Annotated in this window: 14 protein-coding genes; 5 read left to right on the forward strand and 9 right to left on the reverse strand. The window is 60.9% G+C overall.

Annotated elements, in window-relative coordinates; all coding sequences use genetic code 11:
- The first annotated feature begins 247 nt into the window (after positions 1 to 247).
- Positions 248 to 2,734 (forward strand): protease pro-enzyme activation domain-containing protein, encoded by a 2,487-nt coding sequence (locus VGM61_RS16160; RefSeq protein WP_331523903.1) that lies wholly within the window; start codon positions 248 to 250, stop codon positions 2,732 to 2,734.
- 41 nt (positions 2,735 to 2,775) lie between these two features.
- On the opposite strand, the gene VGM61_RS16165 is transcribed toward VGM61_RS16160, so the two are convergent.
- On the reverse strand, positions 2,776 to 3,717 hold the full coding sequence (locus VGM61_RS16165; protein ID WP_331523904.1) for a hypothetical protein: 942 nt from the start codon (positions 3,715 to 3,717) through the stop codon (positions 2,776 to 2,778).
- A gap of 121 nt (positions 3,718 to 3,838) precedes the next feature.
- On the opposite strand from VGM61_RS16165, the gene VGM61_RS16170 reads away from it, so the two are divergent.
- Positions 3,839 to 4,321 (forward strand): VOC family protein, encoded by a 483-nt coding sequence (locus tag VGM61_RS16170; protein ID WP_331523905.1) that lies wholly within the window; start codon positions 3,839 to 3,841, stop codon positions 4,319 to 4,321.
- A gap of 64 nt (positions 4,322 to 4,385) precedes the next feature.
- Here the strand turns inward: VGM61_RS16170 and VGM61_RS16175 are convergent, their stop codons facing one another.
- From VGM61_RS16175 to VGM61_RS16185, 4 genes are all read right to left on the reverse strand, one after another.
- Positions 4,386 to 4,757: a hypothetical protein gene (locus VGM61_RS16175; RefSeq protein WP_331523907.1), complete on the reverse strand. Its 372-nt coding sequence runs from the start codon at positions 4,755 to 4,757 to the stop codon at positions 4,386 to 4,388.
- Between the two features lie 71 nt (positions 4,758 to 4,828).
- Complete coding sequence (locus VGM61_RS19565) at positions 4,829 to 5,359, reverse strand: DUF6228 family protein (RefSeq protein ID WP_414694904.1); 531 nt, start codon at positions 5,357 to 5,359, stop codon at positions 4,829 to 4,831.
- Between the two features lie 663 nt (positions 5,360 to 6,022).
- Positions 6,023 to 6,187 carry a hypothetical protein gene (locus VGM61_RS16180; protein WP_331523908.1) on the reverse strand — a complete coding sequence of 55 codons (165 nt, stop codon included), beginning with the start codon at positions 6,185 to 6,187 and terminating at the stop codon, positions 6,023 to 6,025.
- Between the two features lie 475 nt (positions 6,188 to 6,662).
- Positions 6,663 to 7,073, reverse strand: coding sequence for a hypothetical protein (locus tag VGM61_RS16185; RefSeq protein WP_331523909.1), 411 nt, complete (start codon positions 7,071 to 7,073; stop codon positions 6,663 to 6,665).
- A gap of 210 nt (positions 7,074 to 7,283) precedes the next feature.
- Here VGM61_RS16185 and VGM61_RS16190 point away from each other — a divergent pair, with 210 nt between their 5' ends.
- Positions 7,284 to 7,946 carry a response regulator transcription factor gene (locus tag VGM61_RS16190; RefSeq protein ID WP_331523924.1) on the forward strand — a complete coding sequence of 221 codons (663 nt, stop codon included), beginning with the start codon at positions 7,284 to 7,286 and terminating at the stop codon, positions 7,944 to 7,946.
- A gap of 19 nt (positions 7,947 to 7,965) precedes the next feature.
- Here the strand turns inward: VGM61_RS16190 and VGM61_RS16195 are convergent, their stop codons facing one another.
- Entirely contained in the window at positions 7,966 to 9,405 is a 1,440-nt protein-coding gene (locus VGM61_RS16195; RefSeq protein ID WP_331523910.1) for a sensor histidine kinase, read from the reverse strand.
- A gap of 180 nt (positions 9,406 to 9,585) precedes the next feature.
- Here VGM61_RS16195 and VGM61_RS16200 point away from each other — a divergent pair, with 180 nt between their 5' ends.
- Entirely contained in the window at positions 9,586 to 12,846 is a 3,261-nt protein-coding gene (locus tag VGM61_RS16200) for a protease pro-enzyme activation domain-containing protein (protein WP_331523911.1), read from the forward strand.
- A gap of 72 nt (positions 12,847 to 12,918) precedes the next feature.
- Here VGM61_RS16200 and VGM61_RS16205 read toward each other — a convergent pair whose 3' ends face one another.
- The 3 genes from VGM61_RS16205 to VGM61_RS16215 are packed head-to-tail and all read right to left on the reverse strand — an operon-like array spanning position 12,919 to position 18,905.
- Positions 12,919 to 14,124 carry a glycoside hydrolase family 27 protein gene (locus VGM61_RS16205; RefSeq protein WP_331523912.1) on the reverse strand — a complete coding sequence of 402 codons (1,206 nt, stop codon included), beginning with the start codon at positions 14,122 to 14,124 and terminating at the stop codon, positions 12,919 to 12,921.
- Positions 14,125 to 14,140: 16 nt separating this feature from the next.
- A complete protein-coding gene (locus VGM61_RS16210) occupies positions 14,141 to 15,994 on the reverse strand; it encodes a glycoside hydrolase family 35 protein (RefSeq protein ID WP_331523914.1) in 1,854 nt (617 codons plus the stop codon).
- 25 nt (positions 15,995 to 16,019) lie between these two features.
- Complete coding sequence (locus tag VGM61_RS16215; RefSeq protein ID WP_331523915.1) at positions 16,020 to 18,905, reverse strand: TonB-dependent receptor; 2,886 nt, start codon at positions 18,903 to 18,905, stop codon at positions 16,020 to 16,022.
- Positions 18,906 to 19,257: 352 nt separating this feature from the next.
- On the opposite strand from VGM61_RS16215, the gene VGM61_RS16220 reads away from it, so the two are divergent.
- Positions 19,258 to 21,468, forward strand: coding sequence for an alpha-galactosidase D (locus VGM61_RS16220; protein ID WP_331523916.1), 2,211 nt, complete (start codon positions 19,258 to 19,260; stop codon positions 21,466 to 21,468).
- Position 21,469 lies beyond the last annotated feature (1 nt).

Here is a 21,469-nt window from a genome sequence, read left to right on the forward strand (position 1 = left end):
TTGATCTGTGAGCGTAATCGTTTGCGGATAGCCCAAGAAATGACGCGCTAAGCAGAACCGTCAACCTGAATGTGGTTCGAAAGATTGACGAAAGGCCGGCCTGCCCACTCTCGATGTCGGGAGGGGCACAGGCTGGGGGGCCTACGTGCGTCATTCCGTACGACGAAGCAGCCGTACTCGTTACGAAGTACCGGAGCCGCCCGGCAAGGGCCGGCGGCACGTCTATGGGTTGAATAAGGACTTACGAATGAAAATCGAGGGTTCGAACAAGTCATTCCGCAAGACGCTTCTCGCACTGGCCGTGGGTTCGGCCGTGCTTTCGTTCTCGGTGAATGCCGCGGACAGTTGGGTGGGTACCAATACACGGGCCGCGATGCAGCCGGCCGCCGTCAGCAACGTCGCTACCGCACAAAGCGCGGCTACCAGCGGCTATACGCTAAATGTCACCGGTTCTCCGCACATCGATAGCAGCGTGGTGACGGCGCTAGCGCCCAGCCACCCGTTGCATGTGGAAGTGAGCCTGAAGCTGCGCAATCCGGAAGACCTCGCCGCGTTCAACACGGCGGTGAACCAGCAGGGCAATGCCAACTTCGGCAAATTCCTGACCCCGGCGCAATTCAAGGCGCGCTTCGCCCCCACCGACGCCCAGGTGCAGAAGGTGGTCGCCCACCTGACGCAGGCTGGCTTCAGCAACATCCAGGTGGCGCCGAACAACCTGATGGTTTCCGCCGACGGCACGGCCACCAACGCCACCAACGGCTTCCACACCACCATGAAGTCGTTCACTGCCGACGGGCGTGACTTCTACGCCAACGACCAGCCGGCCATGGTGCCCGCGGCGTTGGGCGATACCGTCAACGCCGTGCTGGGCCTGCAGAACGTATCGGTGAAGCACACGCTGCACCATGTGTACCACCCCGAGAACATCGTAGTGCCCGGCTCCAGTGCCACCCCGCAGGCGGCCGGCACGGTCGGTGCGCATAACCCGCAGGACTTCGCCAAGATCTACAACGCAGGCACGGTACCTGCGGCCACCAACACCGCGGTGGGCATCATCACCTGGGGTTCGATGACCCAGACCATCAAGGACCTGAAAACCTTCACCACCAATGCGGGGCTCGCCACCGTCAACACGCTGGAAACGCGCGTGGGCAGCGGCACCTTTGCCAACGACAACGAAAGCAACGGCGAATGGTCGCTCGACAGCCAGGACATCGTGGGTACGGCCGGCGGCGTGAAGCAGCTGATCTTCTATACCTCAGCCAATGGCAACAGCAGCAGCTCGGGAATTACCGACGCGGGGATTACCGCCACCTACAACAGGGCTGTCACCGACGACATCGTCAAGGCGATCAACGTGTCACTGGGTGAAGACGAAACCGCAGCCGAGCAATCGGGCGTGCAATCGGCGGACGATGCGATCTTCCAGCAGGCCGTGGCGCAGGGTCAGACCTTCTCGGTGAGCTCCGGCGACGCCGGCGTTTACCAGTGGTCCACCGATCCACAATCGGGCTCACCCGGTTATGTGGCGAACTCCGCCGGCACGGTGAAGATCGATCTCACCCACTATGGCGTGAGTGAGCCGGCCAGTTCGCCGTACGTGATCCAGGTAGGCGGCACCACGCTCTCCACCACTGGCACCACATGGACGGGTGAAACCGTGTGGAACGAAGGCCTGTCCGAAATCGGGCCGCCGACATACACCAACGAGCGCCTGTGGGCGACCGGCGGCGGCACCAGCCTGTTCGAGACGGCACCGTCGTGGCAGAAGACGGCGCTGGGCTCCGGCACCACGCATCGTGTGGGCCCGGATATTTCCTTCGACGCGGCATCGTCGTCGGGTGCCTTGATCATCGTGGATGGCTCCACCGAACAGGTGGGCGGTACCAGCCTTTCCTCGCCGATCTTCGTCGGCGTGTGGGCGCGTATTGAATCCGCGGCGAACAATACGATCGGCTTCCCGGCATCGAATTTCTACGGCGCCTTCCCCACCAATGGCACGATCCTGCATGACGTAACCTCCGGCAACAACGGTTATCAAAGCCACGGCTACACCGCCAGCACGGGCTTTGACCAGGCCACTGGCTACGGCAGCCTGGATATCACCAAGCTCAACACCTATGCCCAGGCCAACTGGGCCACGGGCGGCGGCGGTGGTACCAACGTGCCACCGGTAGCGAACTTCAGCTTCGTCACCAGCGGCCTTACCGCCACCTTCACCGACAGCTCCAGCGATAGCGATGGCAGCATTGCCTCGCACAGCTGGACCTTCGGCGATGGCACCACCTCCACGGCCACCAGCCCCAGCCACACCTATACGGCCGCGGGCAGCTACACCGCTACCGAAACGGTCACCGACAACGGCGGCGCGACGAATTCGAAGTCGTCGACCGTGACAGTGACAAGCAGTGGCGGCGGTGGCGGCAACGTGCTGCAGAACGGCGTGGCGGTAACGGGCCTGTCCGCAGCGCACAACGCCAAGCTCAACTACACCGTGGCTATTCCCTCAGGCGCGAGGAACCTGAAGATCGCCATCAGCGGCGGCACCGGTGATGCAGATCTCTACGTCAAGCTGGGCTCCGCTCCCACCACCAGCAGCTACGACTGCCGCCCGTATGTCACGGGCAACAACGAAAGCTGCACCGCCTCCGCGCCTACCGCGGGTACGTACTACATCATGCTCAATGGGTATGCCGCATTCACGGGGGTTACCTTGAAGGCAACCTGGAACTGACACCCTTTAACGGGTGAGTAAACAGGAAGGGCCCGGCTGACCTAGCCGGGCCCTTTCTTTTGGGATGGATCCAAGGCACCGAGTTGATTGAGTGTCGAGATCAACTCGTCCTCGGTATTCTTGCCCCGCCAGCCGACGATCTTCTTTTGCAGCTTACCGTTCTTGAACACGTAGAACTGGGGCGTTGCCCGCGTGTCGATGTCCGCCCACTCATCCGGGCTGTAGATCAGTCGCATCGATTCGGCAGGATGGGCGACATTCCACTGGCGGGTGTCGGCGATATCGAAACTTCCATAGGGCGGCACGATCCACGTTGAGTGCTTTGCCATGGCTTTTTCAAGCGCGGGGTTCTTCGCTATATCCGCCACCGCATTGACCGTGAAATGGCAATGAGGGCTGGAAACCACCACCATCTGCACGCCGTGCTGATCGATGCTGAACGATCGCCGCTGAAGCAACGCGTTGCCTTCACCCACGGAAATGAGCGTGCGCCCGGTACGGCCACCGGTCATGTCCTGGATATCAGGTATGTCGTCGGTTGGTAACTTGCCTTGCCGTGCGATCTCTCGGGCATCCACCGTGTCGCGCATGCGGATGAAAAGACTCGATAGATCGTCGTAGTCGCCCTTCGTCGCCAGCCCGCGCATCTTAAGTTGCTGCAGCGCATGAGCGCCGTCCAGGGCGTAGTTCCTCTCAAGCGTATAGAAGCCTGCGTCCACGGCGCCCTGGAAAATTTGCCGAATATCCGCATCGCTCGTCCGGCCAAGTGCAACGGGATCGAGGTAAGGCCTGAAGCGGCGCTTGTAGATCGCATCGATCTGTCGCGCCTGCTCGCCGGCCGACGTGGTGGCGTCCCGCGATACCACTTCGATCTCCGCCACGCCACGGCCCGGCACCGTATCGGACGCCGGTGCCCGTGCCGCATGCGCGGCCGGAAGCGCCATGGCCAACATCGGTATCCACCAGCAGCTTCGAATGCGCATGCGTCTCCCGCAAAGTCCAGCGGTATTCAGGCCACTTTACTGCCATGGACAGCAAATCTCGTCAAACAGATTCACAAACACGCGTTTATATTTAGCCTTTCCACCACTCACGGGAGTCGTCATGGCCGAGCCATATCAGCGTATTTCGCCGTTCCTCTGGTTCGATGACAAAGCCGAGGAGGCAGCGAAGCTCTATGTATCGATCTTCCCCAATTCCAAGATCCACGGCACCACGCACTACCCCAAGGAAATGTCCAGCCCTTCGGGACGGCCGGCAGGCTCCGTGATGACGGTATCGTTTTCACTCGACGGCCAGTTGGTAACAGCCATCAACGGTGGCCCGATGTTCAAGTTCACCGAAGCGCTGTCGCTGGTGGTGATGTGCCAGGACCAGAAGGAAATCGACCATTTCTGGTCGAAGCTCGGCGAAGGCGGTGATCCCAACGCCCAGGTCTGCGGCTGGCTGAAAGACAAATACGGCCTGTCATGGCAGATCGTGCCGAAGAACGTCGCCGAGATAGCGGGCAGCTCCAAGGCGATGGAAGTGATGATGAAGATGAAGAAGCTGGACATGGCTGCGCTTAATAAGGCGCTCGCGTCCTAGTTTTCAGTGCGGCGCGGGCGGCCCTGGGGGACCGCTCGCGCCGTGATGATCAGAGGCGCTGTAGTCAGGCGCGGCTAACGCCCTCGATGCAGACGTGCATCCCGGAATTACCCACGCTGACGATCAGATTCAAAAGGATGATCTTCCCGCCCGGAAACTGCGTGACGCAGTCCACTACTGCGACCAGAAAGGATTGCCCGGGTCGAAAGTACTTCACTTCGATCGAAGGACTGGCCGAACCGGAGGCTTGCTCATCATCCTGAAGGCAATAAGCAAGGTCCGCCTCGAGAGCCTTCGCGGGGTCGCGTCCGAAAGCGACGGCGTACCCGAATTTATCGATGAGCCTGTCGAAGAACTTTCCGTGCAGAAGCGCGATGGCCTCGCTTCCTAGACTGGTCAGGAAGTCGTTATTAAGGTCGTCCGGGGTAATTTCCATGTTGTCCTGCAAGGTTCTATCGACAACGGGCGAGACTCCGAGAACCGACGCTTAGTGACGGCCTAGGCAGGCTAGCCCTCGAAAAATTGACGTGCAGCCCTGGCAAGGTTCTGCAATTGCCCCAGCTCGCTGCTCAGCCCAACCGATACCCGCCATTCCTCGGCACCGCCAGGGCACCCCCTAAGGCTGACGTTAAATACCACTAATCCACTTGAGCCACACGTAGCGGAAATAATGAAATCTCCCTCAAGAGTTGCCCAGTCCTTTGAGTCCACCCAAGGTATTTTGTGAGTGGCCAAGTCTTCCATCCAGCCAGGCAAATCTTCATAGACAGCAAAAGCTGATACCGATTGCCTCGCCGTAACATTGAACGATTCGATTTCTACGATGAACGAGTCGCCCTTTCGGTCAAGGAATCGAAGCACCCTCGAAGACGAAGAAGAATGAATAGCAAACACTTCGCAGCTCTCCAAGCTGATGGATCCCATACTTAAGACCTTCGCCTTCTGATCAGCGTACGCAACAGCGCCGTAGCACCTAAGCCGACGCCAGCAATAACGCAGGCCCAGAACAGCAAAAGGAAGATCACCGGCCTTCGGCATCGAAGGAGCTTGGCGTCGAGAGAAAAAGTTGCATCACAATGGAGGAATGCCAACGAAAACCCGCTTACCGCATACATCCAAAAGATGACGGCTAGAAGGAACATGACCCCCATGACCGCGATCAACCATTTCTGGGACCGCCGATGTTTCTTCATGCTCCCCGCCCCCTTTTTCAACTCTACGATACGCCCCTAGCGTTGCCGCGGTCCTTCTGGATCGATGACCTCTTCGTTCCGGAGGGGCGTAATACACCGTCCTTAGTGACCTGGCTTCTTCCTGCCTAAAAGAATCATGTCAATTAGAAGAGCAACCCCCAGGGAATGTGAGTTCACTTCTTTGTAGCCGATGGTCTTTATCCCCGCACTTTCTTCTGCCTGTATCAGGATCACGGGCGTCCTCATGCCAGACGTTTCATCAACGAGCCACGCGTATTGAGGGATGTCGATGCCCAGGGGCACTCCGTCGGAAATTTCTGTCCGGCCCGCTTTTGTCTGGTCTAGCATGAAGGTTGCGCAGCCCTGTTTAGGTCAGCGGAAGTGGCTGGACGGCCGCTGACGAAACATACCTTGGGCAGATCGGGCCAATCAATCGCGGCGGCAGTTCCTTTCATCGGCATGAAGCTAAGGCCGACTGCGCAAATGAATCCCCATTTTTGACGCAACGTCATTCATCGAGCGCGCCTGGGTCAACTGCGGGTTCCAAATCATCCAATGCATGACGCTGATCCATCAGCTCCCGAAGCCTGGTCTGCAGTTCGTCTATCTGCTCTTGCAGAATCGCAATGCGCCCATCAAGTACGGCGCGGTTGTTTTCAAGGAGTGTTTTCATTGCAATTCTTCTGATTTCGACCGGGTGTTAGCAACTGAACTTCGTACGCTGGGGCCGCTTTGGGTCGCATGCAGCCTGAGCTAGCGCTTTGCGTCGTGACTTCCAGCTTGCCACCTACGCCAAGTAACCACCGCAGAGCCTACGACCAGCCATAACAGGTACATGATCCCCATTATGATGCTGAGAAGTTTAGAGTGGGTGGTGACGCTCCACCCAAGTAATGCGAAAAACGCAAGAGAAATTAATATCCCCCTTGTGTCGAACCCGCTCCAGAACGCCCGCCACCATTTCATCAATAAAATCCTATCCATTTGAAGTTCTGCCCTAAGTCGTAATCAAGGCGAAGTACCTCGAATCGACAATGTCTGCTTCGAGCCAGAAGCATTCTGCGGCGCATTTGTCTCCATCATCGGAAGTAGAAGCGGCCGAAGCAAATCGCAAGATCTTGACGCCTGCGCCGAGCCCCTTCCCTGAGTTACGGCTGGCTGAGTACGCCGTGCCACTTGGCATTGGCCGAATCGAATGCGGTCGTCAGGCGACCTTGGGAAGCCATGAAGAACGTGAGCTTGCGGCCCAAGAGTTCGTCGCAGAAGCGGCCACCATGCTTGGATGCGGCAAAGCTGTAGACATTCGAGAAGCCGTCGTCCTTCACGAACCAGGCCGGCACATCGCACGTAAAAGGTGCATTGAAATGAAAGTCCGCCGCCTGACCATGGAAACTCACTTGTACGGCGACATCAGTGTTCGCTTGCTTGATCATGCCCCGCCACTCGCCTTGCGGAGGAGATGCGAAGGCCATGGCCGGCAGCAGGCCAAGCATCGCGACCAGGCCCATGGCATGGGGCATCCGCTTCGGCAACAAGGCTTTTATGATGCGTGGATACATGTGAGCCCCCTTTGTCGACCAGCGCGATTTGCCCACGTCTGAAGGGCCCGATGCTACCGATTTTCTGGGATGAGCGCTTCTGCTGGATTTCATATGCGGAGGAAGGCAAGCTCGACGCCTGGGACCACATTTCTGGCCCGAGCGAGCCGAGGTCATGTTGTGACGAGATTGAACCCGGATCCTACCGGGCCGGGACGCCCCTTGCGGCTGGTGCTCCTGGAAGACGACGACTTGCTCCGCGACCGCATCCTGGCGCCAAAGCTGGCGCAGTTCGGCTTTGAGGTGGTGGCTACCGGCAGCGCCGCCCAGTTACGCGAAGCTGTGCGGCAAGGGCCGCCGGATATCTTTGTGCTGGACGTCGGTTTACCCGACGCCGACGGCTTCGAGGTTGCCCGGTCGCTGCGCGCGACGATGCCCGATGCCGGCATCGTCATGCTTACCGGCCGCGGCGACAGCGTAGACCGGGTACGTGGCCTGTTCGAGGGCGCCGACGCGTACCTGTCCAAGCCCGTCGAGATCGACGTGCTGGTGGCCACGCTTTATAGCGTCGCGCGCCGGCTGCACCCTTCCCCTTCGGTCGCGCGCGGCAAGTGGGCGCTCAGCCCCGATGAGTGGTTCCTTCTCTCACCCTCCGGTGCCCGCGTGATGCTAAGCAAGAGCGAGCGCCGCCTGCTAGAGGCCATGCTGCAACATGCCGACGAAGTGGTTTCGCGCGAGGACCTGATTTCCGTGCTCACCGACGACATCCATGCCTTCGATCCCCACCGGCTGGATTCGATGGTGCATCGGTTGCGTCGCAAGGTGCTGGCCGCGCTGGGCGAGCCGCTCCCGCTCAATGCTGTCCACGGCACCGGTTACATCCTGGAAGCCTGACTGGCACCACGAGACGCGGTTACGGCCCGTTTGCGGCAGCCGCTTGCCATGGGGCGCGGATCGTTGCCTGGTCGGGCGGCACAGCCAGCGGCAATTGCAGACGGATGCACGTGCCCTGCCCCAGCGTGCTCTGCACCGAGGTGTGACCACCAGCTTGCGCCACAAGACTATGCACCACGCTCAATCCAAGCCCCGTGCCCTGCCCGGCTGGCTTGGTGGTGAAGAAGGGATCGAAGATCCGGACCCGGGTGGCCTCGGACATGCCCATGCCGGTGTCCTGCACGCTCAGCGTCACGTTATTGTGTCCGGCCTGGAGCGACACCGTGCACATCCCACCATCAGGCATGGCATCGCGCGCATTGGTGACCAGGTTGATGATGGCAAGTTCAAATTGGCTGCGGTCGAAGCGGATCGTCCACGTGTCCGCTGGCAATTCCAGGGCAAGCTGGCAGCCCGCCGGAAGCAATTGCCGCATCAGCGGCCGGAGGTCGCGCAAGGTGGCGACCACATCGAACACCTCGGTGTGGGTCACGTCGCTCCGGCTGAAGTTAAGCAGCTTGCGGACCACGGCCGTCCCGCGGCGCGCCGCCAGCTCGATGCCTTCCAGTGCATCGGCGACAGCCTGGGTGTTGTCGTCCAACCTTTTTTCGTCCGGCTGCAGGCGGTCACGCTCGGTCGAGAAGCCAAGGATGATGTCGAAGACGTTGTTGACATCGTGAGCGACACCGCTGGCAAGCTTGCCCACCGCATCCATCTTCTGCGAGTGCAGCAGCTGTTCCTGCGTGCGCTCGCGTTCGGCGATCTCCCCCACCAGTTGCTGGCGGCGTCGGTCGGATTCGAGCAGGCTTTCGCGCAAGGCGTAGATACTGCGGTCGACGATGATGGCGATCAGCAGGTAGCTGGTGAGCGCCCGCATCGGCAGCAGGTTGTAGATATCCAGCACCAGGGAGGGCACATGGCTCGCCCCCGACGCCTTGAGCGGATCGACGCTCATGATCAGGATCAGCGCAATGGCGGCATAGGTAAGCCACAAGGCCTTGCGACCAAGCATCATGCCGCTCAGTGCCAGGATCATCATCAGGGTAAGGTTGCCGTCAGTGGCGTGGTAGCCGAACGCGGCGTAGGCCACGGCGCCGGAGCCCAGCATCGTGGCCACATACTGCGACACGGCCAGCGGGAAGCGTCCGGCACGGATCAGGTAGAAACCCAGCCAGGCCGATACCGTCATCGCCAGGTCCGTGCCGATGTCGATCGTAAGCGCCGCCGGCGCCCCGATGCGGGCCTTGCTATAGAAGTGTTCCTGCAGGTACGACCAGTGCAGCGAGAAGAGATAAAGCTTGGTGGCGGGAATGCGTAGGCCTTCGAACACCAGCAACAGCTGCATGAACATCGCGTTGCGCCGGTCGACCGGATCGGTGATCGGTGTATTGCCCAGCCAGGTTCGGATGCGCGACATCATGCGTGGTGAGAAGCCGGTGAGAATTGAGCCAGTTGAGCGTGTGTGACTTTCGCAAGGATGTAAAGCTAATCTCGAAGAACCACACGAACGCGTGTCATGTGGGCGCTGGTGCCGAGGGGCAGTCCCGTCAGGGGCTGGGCACAAACTGAGGTTAATCAAGGCTTTTCCTTCGGGGGTACTATGTCAGCAACTACGTTCAGGCCCTGGCTGGCCGGCGCTGTCCTTGTGGTGGCGGCAGGCGCGGCGCACGACGCCTACGCCTTGCCCGACACGGCAGGCAGCACCAACACCACGCCGCTGCTCGCCAAGTCCATCGACACGAACAAGATGACCATCCTGCCGGGCAGCGTGCCCCTGAGGGTGAGCACAAGCATGGACTCAGGCCCCATGGCAACGACGACGGTGATCCCGTCGATGACCCTGGTGCTCAAGCGCAGCGCCGACCAGCAGCAGCGCTTCGATGCCTACCTCGCCTCGCTGAACAACCCGGCCTCGCCTAACTTCCATAAGTGGCTGACGGCCAAACAGGTAGGCGAGCAGTTCGGCCCGAACAAGCAGGACATCGCCGCGGTGAAGAGCTGGCTGGGCTCGCAAGGTCTTGGCGTGAAGAATATTTCCGCCGATGGCATGCGCGTCCGGTTCTCAGGCTCCGTGGGCTCGGTGCAGCGCGCCTTCGGCACCACCATGCACCGCTACAGCGCCAACGGCGAGACCCACTTCGCCAATGCAGTGGAGCAGAAGCTCCCCACCGCCCTGACGCCGGTGGTCCGCGGTGTCGCCTCGCTCACCGATTTCTTCCCCAAGCCGCAGGTGAAGAACGTCCAGCCGGTCAAGCGCAACAAGAAGGGTGAGTGGGTGGCCGCCGGGAGCCCGTCGTCGGATTTCAACTTCGTATTCCAGGGCGAGACCTTCTTCGATCTGGTGCCCGCGGACTTCGCCACGATCTACAACGTAAGCCCGCTATGGAACCAGGCCTCGCCCGTGCGCGGCGCCGGCCAGACAGTGGCCGTGCTCGAGCGGACCAACGTGCTTGATGCCGATGTCGCCACGTTCCGCCAGGTGTTCCTCCCTGCCGATGCCCAGGGTGTGTTTACCCAGCTGCATCCGGCGGGGTTCGCCGGCGACACCAGTTGTGCGGACCCGGGCACCAATAGCGATGAAGGCGAAGCCGCGCTCGACGCCGAATGGGCGGGCGCCGCAGCACCCGATGCCAATGTCACTTTAGCTTCGTGCCTGGACAGCGGTGCGGACTTTGGCGCGTTCCTGGCTGCCCAGAACCTGCTGGAGCAGGATTCCCCGCCACCAATTTTGAGCCTGAGCTATGGCGAGTGCGAATTGGTGAGCGCCGCGGTGGGTGACATCGACGAAGCCACTTCGCTATGGGCGACGGCCGCCGCGGAGGGTGTAACGGTATTTGTCTCGTCCGGTGACGCAGGCTCGGCGGCCTGTGACCAGAACCAGGCGGCAGCCACGTTCGGCATCGCCGTCAACGGCCTGGGCAGCACGCCTTATAACGTGTCCGTGGGCGGTACCGATTTCAACGACTACAAGAAAACCAAAAAGTACTGGCTGGCCGGCAACGGTGAGTTGGGCGCCAGCGCGCTCAGCTACATCCCCGAGCAGACCTGGAACGACTCGTGCGCCAGTGGGCAGCTTGATGCCATCCTGGGCTACGCCGACCCGAACACGGCCTGCAACTCCGATGATGGTTCGCAATTCCTCAATACCGCCGGCGGCAGCGGCGGTCCGAGCTACTACTGGTCGCAACCCACCTGGCAACAGGGCATCGCCGGCCTGGACCAGAATGTCACGCGCGCCACGCCGGATGTATCGCTGTTCTCGGCCAATGGCATCTACGGCCATGCGCTGATCTTCTGCATGTCCGACACCAGCGAGGGCGGCACGCCCTGCAATTACCTTGATCCCACCGACTCGATCTACAACAGCGCCGGTGGCACCTCGTTCGCCGCCCCGGCCATGGCGGGTGTGCAGGCACTGGTGAACCAGGCCAGCAGCGGTCGCCTGGGCAATGTCGGCCCGACGCTCTACGGCCTGGCACGCAGGCAGTACGGCACTGTCGCCAGCCCGGCAGCCGGCTGCAAGGCCAACGACACCAGCTGCGTGTTCCACGACGTGGCCACCGGTGACAACGATGTGCCGTGTTTTGCCGGTACCGGCGACTGCTACGTCAAGCCCGGCCAGCACTATGGCGTGGTCAGCGACGGCGGCCGGGTTTCGTTGGCCACCGCCTGGAAGGCGGGCAAGGGTTACGACTATGCGACGGGCCTGGGCTCGGTCAATGTGACGAACCTCGCCAACGCGGTGTCCGCGCAATTCGCACGCAACAAGACCATCCCGCAGACCTGGGACGTTGCCTTTTCCAAGGACAGCGGCAACCCCGGCGTGGGCCTGAACTCCATTCTGGACGGTAAGAGCACACTGCTGCTGGTGGGCCCTGGCACGGGCAACACCACGTTTGTGCGAATGAACGGCAGCACCGTGCTTGACAGCGATACCTGGGCGCCGCAGTCACGGGCGGGGCAGATAGTCGATGGCCTGCAGCCGGGCGATCAGGTCAAGGCTATTCCCTTCGATATCTTCAGCGGCGTGCTGGCGGGACAGACGGTGATGGAAAGCGACAACCCCACCGACAACACCATGAACCTGGCCATCTATAGCTACGGCTGGATCAATTTCCGTTTCCCATACGCGGACGGCTGGAGCCTGGTAGGTGCGGGTGTAGTGGACGACTCGGGCAAGTCACAGGAAGTCTGGCTCAACTCAAACACCGGCAAGTTGTCGTTCTGGACCATCGATTGCAGCGGCAGTATCAAGTTCGGCCGTCTGGACAGCCTCGACTGCGAAAAGGCCGTCGCCAAGACGGTCAATGCGCCCGCCGGCTTCACCCCGCGCCTGGCCGACCTTAACGGCGATGGCATCCTGGATATCGTCTGGACCGGGCCCAAGCGTGACATCAACTACTGGGTCAACAACGGCAAGGGCGGCTTCACCAAGACCGACGGCGGCACCTACCCGGCGGGCTTCAGCCTGGAAGGCGCCGGCGAGATCGCCGGCTCCGGCAAGACCGATCTGATCTGGCTCAACGCCGCCACCGGAAAGCTGCGCTGGTGGGTAATGGACGGCACCACCGTGGCAAGCCAGAAAACCATGAATGCTCCGGCCGGCTACGCCCTTGCCACCATCGAGGATTTCGACGGCGACGGCCTGGCCGATATGTTCTGGACCAACACCGCAGGCGACGCTTACCTGTGGCAAGGCACCGGCAACGCGTTCATTTCCCAGCACGTGGCCGATGGCGCGGGCAATCCATATACCGTGCCGGCTGACTATTCGGTGCAGATGAATCGCCTGCAGGGTGTCGTGAAGGTGGCGGCGCCGACGAGCCCGGACACACAGGTCGTGTTGGGAAGCACGCACTGATCGAACGGATGTCGCAAAAGAAAAAGGGCGGACAGGTCACTGTCCGCCCTTTTTGTTGTCAGTACTCGAACGTCAGTCGTGACTGATGCGGTACATGGCAATCGCATGTGCCGGCAGGTTCACCTTGATCGAGCCGTCTCCGCTGGCGTCCGTGTGCTGCCAAAGATCGCGCACCTTGTACTTGGCAGTCGCCTTCAAGCCAATCTCGCTGGCTGCCACGCTAGCGTCAACCGCGGCATCGGTTTCGTTGAACACAGCCACGGCGCGGCTGCCATCCTTCATCGGCTTCACGATCACATGGATGCCTTTGGCGTCACGCACCTGCTTACCCTGCACACCCAGCGGATCCTGGTCCACCGCGATCACTTCCTTGTTCAGCAGGATCTTCAGCGCGTCGGGCTTGATCGTGCGCAGGTCCGTGCCCACCAGCAGCGGCGCGGCCATGATCGACCAAAGGCTGAAGTGGCTCTGGTACTCGACATCCGTCATGCCGCCATTGCCCACTTCGAGCATGTCCGGATCGTTCCAGTGACCCAGCGAGGCATACTTATCGAGCACCACGTTCTGCTTGAAGATCTTCAGCATCGAGGCATAGGTGTCGGTGATGTCACCGGTGGTACGCCAGGACTGTGCCGAGACCGGCGGCTTGCCCGCCCATAGCCACGGCTTGTTCTCGCCCCACTCGCACATGCTGAAGAAAATCGACCGATGGGTGGCGCGCAAAGCGTTGGCCATGTCCAGGTAGCGCTTGTGGGCATCGACTTTATTGTTGTTGCAGTTGTCGTATTTCAGGTAATCCACGTCCCAGGATGCGAATGTCGCTGCGTCCTGTTTCTCGTGGCCCAGGCCACCGGGAAAACCACGGTTTTCCTGCAAGGGCTCACAGGTGGATGTACCGGCGCTTGAATACAGGCCGAACTTCAGACCGCGCTCGTGGACGTAAGCGGCCAGCGCCTTGATGCCGCTCGGAAAGCGCTTTGGATTGGGCTGCAACGCACCGTCCTTGTCGCGCTGCCAGTTGGCCCAGCAATCGTCCACGTTCACATAGGTGTAGCCGGCATCTTTCAGGCCCAGGCTGATGAACTTGTCGGCGATGCCGCGGATCATGGCTTCGTTGAACTCGTCGCGGCAATGCGTGGAATTCCAGTTATTGAAACCCATCTGCGGCAAGGGACCGTTCGCCTTGTCCGCGCCGGTGGCAGCGACGCCGGCCGAAAGTACGGATACGAAGGCGAACGAGGCGGCGGTACGTAGCCATGTGGCACGGGGATTCATCATCAGCCATTCTCCATCTTTAAGGGACCTTGACGGTCGTCGTTCCAAGGTTGGGTTGCTTCAACATATTGAGCACCGGCTGGCCTTCCACGAGCAGGTCCAGCACCACCAGTTGATTGCCGCTTGGTTTGAGCCATGCGCCCGGCACATAGAGGGTGCGCTGCGGGCCGATGCTCCAGGTGCGTCCTAGTGGACGGCCATTGAGCCAGACAAAGCCCTTGCCCAGGCCCTTGGTGTCCAGGAAGGTATCCGCCGAAGCGCTTCCGGAAACCGGCGCATCGAAACTGCCGCGATAGAAGCACGGCGCGTGTTTGCATGGTGCATGGGCGTAAGGCAACGCATCGGTGTTGTTGAACGGCAGCGAATAGATCTGCCAGTCCGATAGCGCCTTCCCCTGCACGCTTACCGACCCCAGGATGCCCTTGCGCTCATTGCGCAGATGCTCGCCAAAATTGATGCGCCCATCGTTCTGCACCAGCACATCCAGCGTGTCGCCCTTGGCAAGCTTTACCGCCAGGGTGTCCTGCTTCAGGCGCCGATCGAGCGTGCCGATCCGCTTGCCGTTGACATAGACCTGCGCATAGTCGTGCAGTCCGTCGACCTTCATCTTGCCAGTGGCGTTGGTGTCGATGTGCTTGCGATAAAGGATGTCGCCGTAGGCCTGGTCGAAGGCCTCCATGGTCTTGAGATCGTGCGAGGCTACAGGCGTTGGCAAGTTGTCCCACAGCGAGGCGGATTCACCCAGCTTCACTCCACTGATGGCCTGGGTCGCCGGCGTGGCCGGCACCGGAGGCAAGGTCGCTCCCGTGGCCTTGGCGATCACCTCACGAAGCGCGCGGTATTTCGGCGTGGGTCGGCCGCTTTCATCCAGAGGGCTGTCGTAGTCGTAACTGGTGACGTCTGGCTGGTAGCTGTCGTCGTCCCAGTTGGCACCGTTCATCCAGCCGAACGAGGTGCCGCCGTGGAACATGTAGAAATTGACCGAATAGCCCTTTTGCAGCATCCAGGCCAGTTCATCGGCCACCTTCTTTGCATCGGCCACGTGGTGCGGTGCGCCCCAGTGGTCGAACCAACCCACCCAGTATTCGCCGGCCATATAGGGGCCAGTCGCCTGCCATGTGTGGAGCTTCGCGAACTTCTCGCGCGCATGGCCAACGCCGAAATTCACCACTTCGAGAAGGCCCGGTAGCGTCCCCGGTGTTTCGGCACTGTCCGAGGTGGACAGCAGCGACTTGTCGAAGCCGCCATCGACGATGGCCTTGCGAATCTGCTCCAGGTAGGCGGAGTCTTTACCGAAGCTGCCGTATTCGTTTTCCACCTGCACGTCGATGATATTGCCGCCGCGGGCCAGCTGCAGCGGCGCCAGTTCCTGGCCCAGGCGGTGCATCCAGTGCTGCACCGGCTGCATGAACTTCGGATCCGTGCTGCGGATCGTGATGCCTGGATCCTTCAGCAGCCACGCGGGAAAGCCACCGAATTCCCATTCCGCGCAAACGTAAGGGCCTGGACGCAGGATCACATAAAGGCCTTCCTGTTGCGCTTCGCGAATGAATTCGGCGACGTCGTTCTGGCCGCTGAAATCGTAGTGTCCCGGTGTCGCTTCGTGGGCGTTCCAGAACACATAGGTGGTGATGGTGTTAAGGCCCATCGCCCGGGCCATCTTCAGGCGATCGCGCCAGTACTCGCGTGGGACACGGGTGTAGTGCATTTCGCCGGAGATGATCCGGAACGGCTTGCCGTCAAGCTGGAACTCACCTTGCGAGATGGTGAGCTTGTGCGCATCGGCGGGGGCTGGTGCGGGAGCGGCCGGCGCGTTGCCCGAAAGCAACGCGCCGATCAAAAGCCCCAATACAGCATTACAGCATCGATTCATGGAGCCTTCCCGCGTGAGGTGGATGTCAGAAGGTTCCGCGCACGCCCACGGTATAGACGGTGCCATCCGCCTCGGCATACAGGAACCGGTTCCGGTAAACCGAGTAGTCGTACAGATGCTGGTGGGTCAGGTTGGTGCCCGACGCGAATACCGACAGGAACTTGTTGACCTGGTAGCTCGCGCTCAGGTCCACCTGGCCGTAGGCGCTGCGCGTGGCGGGGTTGGCACCCGAGCCATAGGCGATGCTTTCCAGGTACTTTCCGCGCCAGTTATAGGCCAGTCGCACCTGTATCGGACCCTTCTCGTAGTACACGCTCGCGTTCGCCGAATCGCCGATGCCCGGCACGGCAAACTTGCCGCCCGCCGAGATTTCGCTGGGCCCAAGCGATGTGCTGCTCTTCACCTTGGTGTAGTTCACGGCCGTTCCCAATCCGTCGAACGGCGCCGGCAGGACATTCTTGAACTGGTAGTTGAAGGTGAACTCTGCGCCGTAGATGTTGGACGAATTCAGGTTCACCGGCTGCGTCAGCGACCAGATGAACGGCTGCCCGGTGTTGGCGTTGGTCAGGAACGGGAACGGCGAGCTGATCAAGGTGCTGAAGTTGCTGACCTTCTTGTAGAACCCTTCCAGCGCCAAGTAGCTGGCGTCGTTCACGTACCACTCCAGACCCATGTCGTAGTTCCGCGAGGAATACGGCTGCAGCTGCGGGTTACCCTGGGAAATGGTCAGCGAGTTCGGGCGCGTGCCGTAGCTCTTGCTGTAGTACAGGTTGCTCAGCTCCGGCGGGGTCAGGGTCTTGGACACCGAGAAGCGGTAGATCAGGTCGTCAAGCAGATTCAGCTTGAAGTTCATCGAGGGCAGCCACCGGTGGTAGCCACCATCGGCCTGCTGCGGCGCCAGCGGGCCGTAGGTCACCTGGCCGTTGCTGGTGTCGTTCGGGTCGATGGTGAGGGTCGCTGGCGGCTGGTTGATCGCGACGCTCTCGGAGGTGATGTTCAGGTAGCGCACGCCCAGGTCCAGCTGCCAGGGCATCGTACCGAAGTTGCCGCCGAACAGGGCCCTGGCATAGAACGCCTTCTGGTTCTCCGAGACCTTGTTGAAGCTGCCGGGATTCACTGCGGACCCCAAGGTTCCGCCGTTTGCTGCCAGGCCTGCCAGCAGTGCCGCCCTCTTCTCCGGCGTCAGCTGGTTGTACGCCGCGGGCGTCGCCAGCCATGCCAGGTACTTCTGGCCGTCGTACTGGATCCACTGGTCCGGCACGCCCGGCGAGGACACGCCATGGATCGGCGACGGCGGTGTGTAGAGATACGCGCCGATGGCGTCTGCCGGAGCGGAAATCGTGTAGCCGCAATAAGCATTGCAGAGGATGCCGTTGGGCGTGCTCAGGCTTACCGACTTCACTGACTGATCGGTCTTCTGGATGCCGAAGTCGAGCTCGGTAAGCAACTGCCCGTCGAAGGCCTTGGTCAAGTCGATCTTGTACTGCTTGACGTTGTTGGTGACGTCGTTCGTCTGGCCACCGGCGTTGCAGCAATGCGCCGTGAGGTTGTTGAAGTTGTCCGGAGCCAGGATGTTGCTATAGGACGGCGGCTCGCTGTTGCCGTTGTTGGTCCAGGTGGGATTGGTGCCGAAGTTCTTGGCACCGACCACGAGGAAGTAGCCGTCGGGGCTTTCCTTGTTCCAGGCTTTGGAGTTGGACACATCCACGCTGAGCTTGGTGGTGTCGTCGATCTGGTACGCCGCGTTCAGGCCGTTCTGGAAACTTTTCTCGTAGCTGGGAATTGACGACACGACATAGTCATTCGCCATCACGTTGGGGCCTTCACCCTTGCGCACGAACTGCGTCACGGTGCCGTTGCCATCGGTGGTGAGCGACTGGATGTCGCCCGTGTTGCCGTACTCGCCGAACTCGTGCTCCAGCTTGTCCACTTTGTAGCTGGAATACAGGCTATCAAGCTGGAAGGTCAGCTTGTCGGTCGGCCGCCAGTCCACTGCCGTGCTGAAGCCCTTGCGGGTGCGCGTCTCGTCCAGGATATTGCTGGCGAGCGTCTCGGGAACGGCGACGTTCGTGTAGTTGGGGTTGGCCAGTCCCGACAGCTGCGAAATATTCTGGTTGGTGTACCAGGAGTTGGCCTGGGTGTTGATCTGGGTGTCTTTGCGCTTGTAGTACATCGCCGAGGCAAGAACACCAAAGGTGTGGTCGTCGTTCGTCCAGCCGCCCAGCAGCGATGCCTTGGGCGTGGTCTTGCCTGCCCAGTCGCCGGTCAGGTTGCTGTTCACGCCGGCCGCGCTCCATGCGCCGTGGAAACCGCTGAAATCAAGGGGCCGCGCGGTCTGGATGTCCACCACGCCGCCGATATCGACCTCGGGGATGTTGGCCGATGAAGTCTTGTTGACCTGGGCGACGTTGATGATTTCCGAAGGCAGCACGTCGAAGTTGAACGCGCGCGAACCTGATGCCGTGGCCATCTGCCGGCCGTTGATCGTGACGGCGACGAATTCCGGGCCGAAGCCGCGCACGGCGATCTGGCTGGACTCACCACCACTGCGGTTCACCGATACGCCGGGCACGCGCTGCAGGGCGTCGGCGACGTTCGGATCGGGGAATTTGCCTGTTTCTTCCGCGGAAATGGAATCCACGACGTTGACGGAATCCCGCTTGATGGCCTGGGCGCGTTGAAGCGCGGCAAGCTGACCGGTGACCGTCACCGTATTGAGCTCGGTTACTTTTTTGTCGTCCGGTTTCTTTGTAGTGTCGACCGGACTTGGCGGCACCGGCGCTGTAGAGCTGGCCGCTGGCGCGTCTGCTGTCGCCTGCGCGTGCCCTTGCCCGCTATAGCCGAGCAGGCATGCGATCCCCATCGCCGCCAGTGCTTGACCCACTGAGAGAGCCATCTTGGTTCGCTTCATGGAACGCCCTTCTAATTATTGTGGAATACCCCTCAAATCCGGACACGGCATACGACCTGATGGCGTTTGCGCTGTGCCCGGTCCTCCCCGTTACCAACCTGGGTGACGCGATCTAATTGTCATATTTTATAATAGTAGTATTCGTGCAGCGGCAAGTTGCAGTGCAGCATTTCGTGAGAGCCGTGGACGATGTTCGGGCTGACTACCTCGATTGGTAACTTCAGAAACCGTTGACAGCGGAAGTCCTGCGGCCTACTTTTTTATTGTATTACAATACTACGTCATCGCAACGCAAGTGCGTTCCGATGGGCGTCCATCGCGTGCGTTGCATGTCTTTCAAGGGATGACTCTCGTGAACCTTTCGCTCTCATTGAAACGGGCCATGTCGCCGTTGCTGCCGCGCTGCGCGGTGGCCTGCGGACTACTGGCCGTGGCCTCGGTCGCCGGTGCGCAAGTCAACGGCGTGGCGCAAAAGCCCTATCTGGGCTGGAGCACCTTCAGCCAGCAGACGATCGACAATGCCTTCTTCACCCAGGCCAATGTCATCAGGCAGTCCGACGCCATGGTGTCGTCGGGCCTTGGAGCCCACGGCTTCAACTACATCAACATGGATTCCGGCTGGCAGGGCAGTTTCGACACCAATGGCCGCCCTATTCCCGATACGGTGAAATTCCCCGACATCAAGGCCCTGATCGACCACATTCATCACAACGGCCAGAAGGCGGGGATCTACTGGATTCCCGGTGTCGAGGAGCCGGCTGTACTTGCCAACTCGCCGATCCTGGGCACGCCGTATCACATCCAGGACATCCTGGCGGTGCCGTATACGGCGGGTAACGCCTTTGGCACACCGGGGACGACATCGCCCTATCACTACAAGATCGACTTCTCCAAGCCCGGTGCACAGGAATACATGGATTCGGTGGTGGCGCTGTTCGCCTCCTGGGGCGTGGATTTCATCAAACTCGATGGCGTCACGCCGGGCTCCTATAGCGACGACCTGAGCATCAACAACCTGGCTGATGTGCAGGCATGGTCCAAGGCCATCGCTAAAAGCGGGCGGCCGATCTGGCTCACGGTTTCCTGGGCAGTGGACCAGGACTATCTCGCCACCTGGCAGCAATTCTCCAATGCACGCCGTATCGACGACGATGTGGAGTGCGAAGGCCGTTGCGCCACCCTCACCGACTGGGCGCGTATCTACAAACGCTTCCGGGACCTGCCAGCCTGGCAGGAAGCGACGGGTGTGAAGCTGGGCTGGAACGACCTGGATTCGCTCGATATCGGCGATGGCGCCCTCGATGGCCTGACGAACGACGAGAAACGTTCGGCGATGACACTATGGTCGATTGCCAATGCACCGCTGTACCTGGGTGGCGACCTGACCAAGATCGATGCCTTCGGCAAGCAACTGGCAACCAACGACGAAGTGCTTGCCGTGGATCAGTCCGGCAAGCCTGCCAGGCAGGTCGTCGGCGGCGACCAGCAGGTGTGGCTGACCGACCTGGGCGACGGTAGTTATGTCGTGGCCTTGTTCAACATGAATGCGACGCCGACGATGGCCAGCGTGCCATGGCGCGAGCTCGGGCTGGTGGGTGCGCGGCAGATGCGTAATCTGTGGACCCATCAGGAACTGGGCCGATCGGTAGGCGAGTACACAACGCGCCTGGAAGGCCATGGCGTGCAGCTGTTGAAGGTCTGGCCAACCGTCGGTCATGCGCCGCCGGTGCCTACGGCCAGTTACGAAGCCGAAGCCGCAACGCTCGCCGGTAGCGCTGCCACTTACAGCTGCATCGGCTGTTCGGGTGGTAATAAGGTGGGTGGGTTGGGGCTAGGCGCCGGCAATACCGTGACCTTCAACAACGTCTATGTGCGCCGTACCGGCGTATACCAGATGCAGGTCAACTCGCTGGTGTTGGGATTGCGTTCCTATTTGTACAAGGTCGGCGACGGTTCATTCCAGACCTTCAATTCCGGCGGCGCAAGCTTCCAGCTGCCTTCGGCAAGCACGGTGCCGGTGTGCCTGAAGGCGGGCTTCAATGCCATTCAATTCGGCAACCCCACGAGTTATCCGCCGGATCTGGATCGCATCGTCATCAGCGGCAACGGCGATACACCCCTGCCGACCACCACGACCTACGAGGCGGAAGCGGCGACCTTAAACGGTACAGTAACGGCAGGCTTCAGCAACTATGCCTCGGGCCTTTCCAAGGCGGGCAATATCGGCGGCGGCGCTGCGAACACCGTGACCTTCGGCAACGTCACCGTGCCGACGGCAGGTGTGTATCAACTGGAAATCGATTACGAAACCAGCGGCGTGCGCACCCTGGTGATGACCGTCAACGGCCGGTCGCCGCGTTCGCTCGATTTGAACGGAAGCACGTTCGATGATCCGGTGCCTGCGGTGATCAAGGTTGCGCTGAAGGCAGGAGTGAACACCATCGAGTTTGGCAACGCCAGCGGCTATGCTCCGGACCTTGATCGTATCGTGGTGGCGCCGTTGGTCGATTCGCCATGGCCATGGGACAACACGACCCAAACCTGCGGACGGCCATCGTTCTGAA

The sequence above is a fragment of the Pinirhizobacter sp. genome (assembly GCF_036499745.1).
GTDB lineage: Bacteria > Pseudomonadota > Gammaproteobacteria > Xanthomonadales > Rhodanobacteraceae > Pinirhizobacter.

Bases quoted from the DNA above. Each gene is read 5' to 3' on its own strand.
- VGM61_RS16215 (WP_331523915.1), bottom strand. From the start codon at position 18,905: ATGAAGCGAACCAAGATGGCTCTCTCAGTGGGTCAAGCACTGGCGGCG.
- VGM61_RS16165 (WP_331523904.1), bottom strand. From the start codon at position 3,717: ATGCGCATTCGAAGCTGCTGGTGGATACCGATGTTGGCCATGGCGCTT.
- VGM61_RS16200 (WP_331523911.1), top strand. From the start codon at position 9,586: ATGTCAGCAACTACGTTCAGGCCCTGGCTGGCCGGCGCTGTCCTTGTG.
- VGM61_RS16175 (WP_331523907.1), bottom strand. From the start codon at position 4,757: ATGGAAATTACCCCGGACGACCTTAATAACGACTTCCTGACCAGTCTA.
- VGM61_RS16195 (WP_331523910.1), bottom strand. From the start codon at position 9,405: ATGATGTCGCGCATCCGAACCTGGCTGGGCAATACACCGATCACCGAT.
- VGM61_RS16160 (WP_331523903.1), top strand. From the start codon at position 248: ATGAAAATCGAGGGTTCGAACAAGTCATTCCGCAAGACGCTTCTCGCA.
- VGM61_RS16185 (WP_331523909.1), bottom strand. From the start codon at position 7,073: ATGTATCCACGCATCATAAAAGCCTTGTTGCCGAAGCGGATGCCCCAT.
- VGM61_RS16205 (WP_331523912.1), bottom strand. From the start codon at position 14,124: ATGATGAATCCCCGTGCCACATGGCTACGTACCGCCGCCTCGTTCGCC.
- VGM61_RS16210 (WP_331523914.1), bottom strand. From the start codon at position 15,994: ATGAATCGATGCTGTAATGCTGTATTGGGGCTTTTGATCGGCGCGTTG.
- VGM61_RS19565 (WP_414694904.1), bottom strand. From the start codon at position 5,359: ATGCCGAAGGCCGGTGATCTTCCTTTTGCTGTTCTGGGCCTGCGTTAT.
- VGM61_RS16170 (WP_331523905.1), top strand. From the start codon at position 3,839: ATGGCCGAGCCATATCAGCGTATTTCGCCGTTCCTCTGGTTCGATGAC.
- VGM61_RS16180 (WP_331523908.1), bottom strand. From the start codon at position 6,187: ATGAAAACACTCCTTGAAAACAACCGCGCCGTACTTGATGGGCGCATT.